Consider the following 8,506-nt stretch of genomic DNA (forward strand, 5'->3'; position numbering starts at 1 on the left):
GCCATCCAACCCCTGGGGGGGGCGCCCACCCAACCCCCCCCCCCCCCCCCCCGCTCCCAGTTCGGGCGTACGAGCGTCAGACCTCCACGACCACCGGGAGGATCATCGGCCTGCGGCGATAGGTGTCCGACACCCACTTGCCGAGGGTCCGCCGGATGAGCTGCTGCAGCTGGTGGGGCTCCACGACCCCGTCCTGCGCCGAGCGTTCCAGGACTTCCGAGATCTTCGGCAGGACGTCCGCGAACGCCGAGTCCTCGATGCCCGAGCCGCGGGCCTGGACATGAGGCCCGCCCGTGATCTTGCCGGTGGACGAGTCGACGACGACGAAGACCGAGATGATGCCCTCGTCGCCGAGGATCTTGCGGTCCTTGAGGGCCGGCTCTCCGACGTCGCCGACCGAGAGGCCGTCGACGTACACATATCCCGCCTGGACCTTGCCGGAGATCTTGGCCTTGCCCGCCACGAGGTCGACGACGACACCGTCCTCGGCGATGACGATGCGGTCGTGCGGGACGCCCGTGAGAGCGCCGAGCTCGGCGTTGGCGCGCAGGTGGCGCCATTCGCCGTGGACCGGCATCAGGTTCTTCGGCCGGCAGATGTTGTAGAAGTACAGCAGTTCGCCGGCGGAGGCATGTCCGGAGACGTGCACCTTGGCGTTGCCCTTGTGGACGACGTTGGCGCCCCAGCGGGTCAGGCCGTTGATGACGCGGTAGACCGCGTTCTCGTTCCCGGGGATGAGGGACGAGGCCAGGATGACCGTGTCGCCGTCGACGATGCGGATCTGGTGGTCCCGGTTGGCCATCCGGGAGAGGGCGGCCATCGGTTCGCCCTGGGAGCCCGTGCAGACCAGGACCACCTCGTGGTCGGGAAGGTCGTCGAGCGTCTTGACGTCGACCACCAGGCCCGGCGGGACCTTCAGGTAGCCGAGGTCCCGCGCGATGCCCATGTTGCGGACCATGGAGCGGCCGACGAAGGCGACCCGGCGTCCGTACTCGTGGGCCGCGTCCAGAATCTGCTGGATGCGGTGGACGTGGCTGGCGAAGCTCGCCACGATGATCCGCTTGCGGGCACCGGCGAAGACCTGGCGCAGGACGTTGGAGATGTCGCGCTCGGGCGGGACGAAGCCCGGGACCTCGGCGTTCGTCGAGTCGGCGAGGAGGAGGTCGATGCCCTCTTCGCTCAGCCGCGCGAACGCGTGCAGGTCCGTGAGGCGGCGGTCCAGCGGGAGCTGGTCCATCTTGAAGTCGCCGGTGTGGACCACCATGCCCGCGGGGGTGCGGATGGCCACGGCCAGGGCGTCGGGGATGGAGTGGTTGACGGCGATGAACTCGCAGTCGAAGGGGCCGACGCGTTCCCTCCGGCCCTCGGCCACTTCCAGGGTGTAGGGGCGGATGCGGTGCTCCTGGAGCTTCGCCTCGATGAGCGCGAGGGTCAGCTTGGAGCCGATCAGCGGGATGTCCGGCTTCTCGCGGAGCAGGAAGGGGACACCGCCGATGTGGTCCTCGTGGCCATGGGTGAGGACGATGCCCTCGACGTCGTCGAGGCGGTCCCGGATGGACGAGAAGTCCGGCAGGATCAGGTCGATTCCGGGCTGCTCCTCCTCGGGGAAGAGCACTCCGCAGTCGACGATCAGCAGGCGGCCGCCATACTCGAAGACGGTCATGTTGCGGCCGATCTCGCCGAGGCCGCCGAGCGGCGTGACGCGGAGGCCGCCTTCGGGGAGCTGTGGCGGCGCGCCGAGTTCAGGATGCGGATGACTCAAAAGACTCTCCTCACCACGCACGCCACGTACCGGTCGGGCACGTGGCGTGCGTGACGTTCGTGCATAAGCAGTTGTCATTGTCTTGATGGGGTGCGGGCACCGGTGGTCCCGCTTATTCAGTTGTGAGGCGTTGCTGCGCGGACGACCGCGCCAAGTCTGTTGTCAGAGTTGTACCCCGCCAGCGGCAAGATCGATCTTGAGCTGACCGATCTCTTCGGCCGAGCACTCGACCATGGGGGGGCGCAGGGGGCCGGCGGGCAGTCCCTGGAGGGCGAGCGCGGCCTTGGTGGTCATCACGCCCTGGGTGCGGAACATGCCGGTGTAGACGGGAAGCAGCTTCTGGTGGATCTCGGTGGCCTTGACGACGTCACCGGAGGTGTACGCGTCGACGAGGGCGCGCAGGTCGGGGGTGACCAGGTGGCCGACGACGGAGACGAAGCCGACCGCGCCCACGGAGAGCAGCGGGAGGTTCAGCATGTCGTCGCCCGAGTACCAGGCGAGCCCGGACTGCGCGATGGCCCAGCTCGCGCGGCCGAGGTCGCCCTTGGCGTCCTTGTTGGCGACGATCCGCGGGTGCTCGGCGAGGCGGACGAACGTCTCGGTGCTGATCGGGACGCCGCTGCGGCCGGGGATGTCGTAGAGCATGACGGGCAGCCCGGTCGCGTCGGCGACGGTCGTGAAGTGCCGGTACAGGCCCTCCTGCGGGGGCTTGTTGTAGTACGGCGTGACGATCAGCAGGCCGTGGGCGCCGTCGCGCTCGGCCTGGCGGGCCAGCTCGACGCTGTGGTGTGTGTCGTTGGTGCCGACTCCGGCCAGGACGTGGGCACGGTCCCCGACCGCCTCCAGTACGGCTCGTACCAGGTCCGATTTCTCCGCGTCGCTGGTGGTGGGGGACTCGCCGGTGGTGCCGTTGATGATCAGGCCGTCGTTGCCTGCGTCCACCAGGTGGGTGGCGAGCCGCTGGGCGCCGTCGAGGTCGAGTGCGCCGTCCGCCGTGAAAGGCGTGACCATGGCGGTGAGGACCCGCCCGAAGGGGGTCTGCGGAGTGGAGATCGGAGCCATGGGTTACACGCTACTCGCTGACCACTGTGTGGTCTGCCCTCGGGATGCGGGGAAAGTCATGACAAATGCGGAGCCCGGCACTGCCTGCTCGGGGGTTCAAGCAGTGCCGGGTCCGTTTGATCAGGCTAGATGAACTTCTCTAAATGCCGCAATACGGACACTTCTCCAGGCTGATCCGTACATCTGTGCCGAGCACGTCAAGATGACCGCGTCAGACGGCCTGGGCCTGGCGCGCGAGCGCCGTCAGGGCGCCACCCGGCCGTTGGCGTTGAAGGCCGCGTAGGTGAGCGGCATGAGCCTGGCCCACTCGGCCTCCATCTTCTCGCCGACCATCTCGATCTCCCGCTGCGGGAAGGACGGCACCCTGGCCAGCTCGTGCTGGGTGCGCAGCCCGAGGAAGTGCATCAGCGAGCGGGCATTGCAGGTGGCGTACATCGAGGAGAACAGCCCCACGGGCAGGACCGCGCGAGCCACCTCGCGGGCGACGCCGGCGGCGAGCATCTCCTGGTAGCGCTCGTACGCCTGGATGTACGACTCCTGCATCGAGCGTTCCACGATCTCCTGCTGGGCTTCGGTGCCCGGCACGAACTCGTACTTGCCTGGACGCCCCTGCTGCACCAGCTTGCGGTCCTCGCCGGGGACGTAGAAGACCGGCTGGAGCTCGCGGTAGCGGCCGGACTCCTCGTTGTACGAGTTGTGGACGACGAAACCGTTCGCGAGGAAGTTGTGCCACGGGCCTTCCACGGAGAGGTCGTAGGTCATCTCCTCGCCGTCGGCCTCGATGGCGACGACCTGGTCCGGCACCGCCTTGGCGATCTCGCCGCCGCGCCGGGCCAGCGCCTGCTCCCCGGCGCTCTTGGTCGCGTGGCACGGCTCGCAGGCCGGCGCGAGGTTCTTCTCGTCGAGGGCCTGGCGCAGGTCACCGGCCACCGGGACGACGTGGTCCAGGGCGAGCTGGTCCCGCGGGAAGTCCGCACCGCAGAGGTGGCAGGTGTCAATCTCCTTGATCAGCCGTTCGCGCTGCATGGAGGTCCACACGCCGATGCCCCGGCGCAGGCTCGGCGGGACCAGCCCCTGCGACGGACTCGGCATCGTGCCGGAGACCAGGACGGCGTCCCCGACGGAGAGCTCTCCCGCCTTGCACCAACCCTCCGGGGTGAAGAGGGCGTGGTCGACCGTGCAGCGAAGGGACTTGCCCGAGGCGGTGGTGATCTTGACGAGCGGCTTCACGCCCGACTCGATCACGTCGACGATCCTGGCCCGCTGGGCGATCAGGGTCTCCTCGTCGTAGCAGCGCACGTGGTTGCGGCGGACCGATTCGAGCTTGCGGATGCGGGTGCTGGGGTGCAGTTCCCGGAACTCCGCGACGGCGGACTCGGCCGCCTCACGGTTCTCGTACAGGCCGAGGTAGTGGTTGGTGTCGCCGCGTCGCACCTGGGCCATCCACTTGCCCGCCCGGCCGTGCCAGGTCACGCCGCCGGCCGAGTGCGGCAGACGGTCCTCGACACCCAGGTGCCAGAGCTTGTACAGCTCGGCGATGGTGCGACGGCGCAGATGGCCGGCCTCGCTCTCCAGCGTGATCTCGGTGTCCCCGGCGATGCACCACCCCACGCGGTGCCGCATGAACTCGCGGAAGACGAAGATCGGGGCGCTGATGAAGAAGGTCATCGAGTTGTGCTCGAAGGGGCTGCCGTGGCGGTCGCGCATCAGGTAGTTGATGAGGCCCTTGGAGCGCTCGGGGTCCTTCTGCAGCTCCTCCAGGGACTGCTCGCCGGCGGTGGAGACACGTGCGGCCCACAGCACGTCGGAGTCGGCCGCGCTGTGCTTGACCAGCTCGACGGTGACGTCGCTCCGGAAGCTGGGTTTGAGGTCGTCGGCGGGGGTGTCGGTCACGGCTCGGAGGGTCCTTCCATCACTTCTCTCGGGCGGCGCCCACTCTACGGCCCGGCACTGACATCGGGGCGTTCGGTGCCGGGGCATGACATACGGCGGCGAATTTCTGTGAATTCGGCGGAACCGGGCACCTTTCGGGTCACTCGCCCGTCTGGGTAGATGACAGACAGCCGTTCGATCCCGAAAGGGGATGCACCGCCCATGTTCGGTCGGCGTGAACCGGTCCCGTTCGCCTTCCTCGCCGAAGCCGACGGGTTCCGCAGCAATGTGACCCCGCCGCCGCGTCAGCGGTCGTCCGTGAGTCAGATGGCCGGGCGGTGGCTGCTCGGGCTCACCATCGTGGCCGGGCTGGTGGGCGCGCTGGTGCTCGGCATGCCGGCGCTGTCCACGCCGTCGGACACGCAGACCCAGCAGTCACAGGCCTCCCAGGGCCGCTGAACCCTTCCGGACCCCCGTGAGTGGTGGGCGGGGACACGGGCGGATAGCCTCACCGGGCACAGCCCACGCAAGGATTGAGTGAGGACCAGCCGTGCCCCTGCCCTTCCTGACGGCCGACCGCACCCACGACGCGGCGTTCCACGACACCCTGCCGTACGACGACCGGGACCGCTGGCGGCGCCCCTACCGGCCGGGCCCGTGGCGGGTCGGCGGGGCCGCCCTGTGGCTGCTGCTCGCCTCGTTCGTCCTCTTCGGGGCGGTCGCGCTGGCCCTGACCGGATCGCTGTCCTCCGCCGCCGTGGTCCTCGGCGTCGCGCTGCTGATCATCGCCGCCGCGCTGCGGATACTGCGCATGGGCGTGTGGGTGAGCGCGTACGGCGTGCGCCAGGTGGGTCTGCTGTACACCCGGACGGTGCCCTGGAAGCGGGTCGTCGAGGTGCGTACGGCGCAGCAGCCGGTGCGCTGGCTGGGGCTGCCGCGGACCGTGCAGGGGCAGGCGCTGACCCTCGTGCGCAGGGACCGCAGCCCGGCGGACACCGACCCGCTGCTGACCACGCACGGCATGGACTTCGTGGGCCGGGCGTCGGCCTTCGACCGGGCGGCGGACGCGGTGGAGGCGTGGGCGGCGGAGTACCGGCACGGATAGCTCCGCTGGAAGCGCCGTGATGTGCCGTGATGTGCCGTCTTTCGTCTGCGGCGCCGTCGCGGCTGGTCGCGCAGTTCCTCCCCCAGCCTTCGGCCGGGGGTACCCCTAGCGCCCCCCTACGGGGCGCCGCTGCTGTCGTGCAGGGCGATGGCGCGCTGCATGGCCTTGCGGGCGCGCGGGGTGTCGCGGGCGTCGTGGTAGGCGACGGCGAGGCGGAACCAGCTGCGCCAGTCGTCGGGGGCGGCCTCGGTCTCGGCCTTGCGCTTGGCGAAGACCTCGTCGGCCGAGTCCCGGTCGATCCGGCCGCCGGGCGTGCGCTTCAGCTCGTCCACGGGCAGGCCGCCCTCGGCGTCGAGTTCGGCGGCGAGGGCGTTGGCCCGGCGGACGAACTGGGTGTTCTTCCACAGGAACCACAGGCCGATGACCGGCAGGATCAGCACCGCCACCCCGAAGGTGACGGTGAGGACCGTGCCGGTCTGGATGAGCAGCACTCCCCTGCTGCCGACCAGGACGAAGTAGAAGAGGAGGACGGCGGCCGTCAGGGCGTAGGAGAGCTTCGCGCGCATGTCGTCCCGCCGGTTCAGCTCAGGTCCAGGAAATTCTCCAGGCCGAAGGTCAGGCCCGGAGTGGTCACCACGCGGCGGGCGCCGAGCAGGATGCCCGGCATGAAGCTGCTGTGGTGGAGGGAGTCGTGGCGGATGGTGAGGGTCTCGCCCTCGCCGCCGAGGAGGACCTCCTGGTGGGCGAGGAGGCCGCGGAGGCGGACGGCGTGCACGGGGACGCCGTCCACGCTGGCGCCCCGCGCGCCGTCCAGGGCGGTCACCGTGGCGTCCGGCGCCGGGGCGGTGCCGGCCGTACGGCGGGCCTCGGCGATGAGCTGGGCCGTGCGGGTGGCCGTGCCGCTCGGCGCGTCCACCTTGTTCGGGTGGTGGAGCTCGACGACCTCCACCGACTCGAAGTACGGGGCGGCGATCTGCGCGAACTTCATCGTCAGCACGGCCCCGATGGAGAAGTTCGGGGCGATGAGCACGCCGGTCTGCGGGGACTGGGCGAGCCAGCCCCTGAGCTGCGCGAGGCGTTCGTCCGTCCAGCCGGTGGTGCCGACGACGGCGTGGATGCCGTGGCGCACGCAGAAGTCGAGGTTGCCCATCACCGAGGCGGGGGTGGTGAGTTCGACGGCGACCTGGGCACCGGAGGCCTCCAGCGCCTCCAGCCTGTCGCCCCGGCCGAGGGCGGCGACCAGCTCCAGGTCCTCGGCGGCGTCGACCGCCTGGACCGCCGCGGACCCGATCCGGCCCTTGGCGCCGAGGACCGCCACGCGCAGCTTGCTCATCTTCTTCGTTCCTTACCGGTGGTGTGTCAGGCGACGGCGTCGTGCAGGCGGGCGGCCTGCTTGTCCTTGAGCGGGCCGATGACCGACAGCGACGGGCGCTGTCCCAGGATGTCGCGGGCGACCGAGCGGACCTCGTCCGGGGTCACGGCGGCTATCCGGGCCAGCATGTCGTCGACGGACATCTGGTCGCCCCAGCACAGTTCGCTCTTGCCGATACGGTTCATCAGCGCGCCGGTGTCCTCCAGGCCCAGCACCGTGGAGCCCTGGAGCTGGCCGATGGCGCGCCCTATCTCGTCGTCGGGCAGACCGTCCTGGGCGACCCGGTCGAGCTCGTCCCGGCAGATCTTGAGCACGTCGTGCACCTGCGAGGGCCGGCAGCCGGCGTAGACGCCGAAGAGGCCGCAGTCGGCGAAGCCGGAGGTGTAGGAGTACACGCTGTAGGCCAGGCCGCGCTTCTCGCGGACCTCCTGGAAGAGCCGGGAGGACATGCCGCCGCCGAGGGCGGTGTTGAGCACGCCGAGCGCCCAGCGGCGGTCGTCGGTGCGGGCGAGGCCCGGCATGCCGAGCACGACGTGGGCCTGTTCGGTCTTGCGGCCGAGCAGTTCGACGCGGCCCGCGGTGCGGATGGTGCGGCGGCCGTCGCGCGGGGCGATGGGCCGGGCGTCGGAGTTCTTGAGCGCGCCGGACTTCTCGAAGGCGGCGCGGACCTGTCGTACGACCTTGTTGTGGTCGATGTTGCCGGCGGCCGCGACCACCAGGTGGGTGGGGTCGTAGTGCTTCTTGTAGAAGCGGCGGATGCGGTCGGCGGTGAGGGCGTTGACGGTGTCGACGGTGCCGAGGACCGGGCGGCCCAGGGCGTTGTCACCGAACATGGTGTGCGCGAACAGGTCGTGCACGCAGTCGCCCGGGTCGTCCTCGGTCATCGCGATCTCTTCGAGGATCGCGCCGCGCTCGACGTTGACGTCGTCCTCGAGGATCAGGGAGCCCGTGAGCATGTCGCAGACGACGTCTATGGCGAGCGGCAGGTCGGTGTCGAGCACGCGCGCGTAGTAGCACGTGTACTCCTTCGCCGTGAACGCGTTCATCTCGCCGCCGACCGCGTCGATGGCGGAGGAGATGTCCAGGGCGCTGCGCCGGGTCGTGCCCTTGAAGAGCAGGTGCTCCAGGTAGTGGGTGGCGCCGTTCAGGGCGGGGGTCTCGTCGCGGGAGCCGACGTGGGCCCAGATACCGAAGGTCGCGGAGCGGACCGAGGGCAGGGTCTCGGTGACGATGCGCAGGCCGCCGGGGAGGGTGGTCTTGCGGACCGTGCCGATGCCGTTCTCGCCGTTGATCAGGGTTTGGGTACGGGCGACGGCCCGCGCCTCCGAGGAGG

The 8,506-nt window shown here is 70.0% G+C and carries 7 protein-coding genes and 3 pseudogenes; 2 read left to right on the forward strand and 8 right to left on the reverse strand.

The genetic code is table 11. From position 1 onward, the window contains the following. Positions 1-76: 76 nt before the first annotated feature. From AB0M11_RS29065 to AB0M11_RS29085, 5 genes and pseudogenes are all read right to left on the reverse strand, one after another. Complete coding sequence (locus tag AB0M11_RS29065; protein ID WP_365710610.1) at positions 77-1,762, reverse strand: ribonuclease J; 1,686 nt, start codon at positions 1,760-1,762, stop codon at positions 77-79. Between the two features lie 162 nt (positions 1,763-1,924). Beyond that, complete coding sequence (gene dapA / locus AB0M11_RS29070) at positions 1,925-2,824, reverse strand: 4-hydroxy-tetrahydrodipicolinate synthase (protein ID WP_365710612.1); 900 nt, start codon at positions 2,822-2,824, stop codon at positions 1,925-1,927. Positions 2,825-3,067: 243 nt separating this feature from the next. Further along, positions 3,068-3,517: pseudogene (gene thyX, locus AB0M11_RS29075) on the reverse strand (FAD-dependent thymidylate synthase); the annotation flags it as partial. Between the two features lie 3 nt (positions 3,518-3,520). Further along, positions 3,521-4,447 (reverse strand): annotated as a pseudogene (locus AB0M11_RS29080) (HNH endonuclease); the annotation flags it as partial. Continuing rightward, a pseudogene (locus tag AB0M11_RS29085) lies at positions 4,427-4,717 on the reverse strand (FAD-dependent thymidylate synthase); the annotation flags it as partial. The pseudogenes AB0M11_RS29080 and AB0M11_RS29085, both read right to left, overlap by 21 nt. A gap of 201 nt (positions 4,718-4,918) precedes the next feature. Here AB0M11_RS29085 and AB0M11_RS29090 point away from each other — a divergent pair. Beyond that, the gene (locus AB0M11_RS29090) at positions 4,919-5,155 is read left to right on the forward strand and encodes a hypothetical protein (RefSeq protein ID WP_365710614.1); all 237 of its coding nucleotides are present in this window, start codon (positions 4,919-4,921) and stop codon (positions 5,153-5,155) included. A gap of 91 nt (positions 5,156-5,246) precedes the next feature. Continuing rightward, entirely contained in the window at positions 5,247-5,801 is a 555-nt protein-coding gene (locus tag AB0M11_RS29095) for a hypothetical protein (protein WP_365710616.1), read from the forward strand. Between the two features lie 116 nt (positions 5,802-5,917). On the opposite strand, the gene AB0M11_RS29100 is transcribed toward AB0M11_RS29095, so the two are convergent. The 3 genes from AB0M11_RS29100 to AB0M11_RS29110 form a co-directional block, all read right to left on the reverse strand. Beyond that, positions 5,918-6,367 (reverse strand): hypothetical protein, encoded by a 450-nt coding sequence (locus AB0M11_RS29100; protein WP_365710618.1) that lies wholly within the window; start codon positions 6,365-6,367, stop codon positions 5,918-5,920. Positions 6,368-6,381: 14 nt separating this feature from the next. Continuing rightward, entirely contained in the window at positions 6,382-7,134 is a 753-nt protein-coding gene (dapB, locus tag AB0M11_RS29105; protein WP_365710620.1) for a 4-hydroxy-tetrahydrodipicolinate reductase, read from the reverse strand. A gap of 26 nt (positions 7,135-7,160) precedes the next feature. After that, a partial coding sequence (locus tag AB0M11_RS29110; RefSeq protein WP_365710622.1) for a pitrilysin family protein occupies positions 7,161-8,506 on the reverse strand: 1,346 nt, incomplete at its 5' end.

Source organism: Streptomyces sp. NPDC051987, from assembly GCF_040680735.1.
GTDB lineage: Bacteria > Actinomycetota > Actinomycetes > Streptomycetales > Streptomycetaceae > Streptomyces.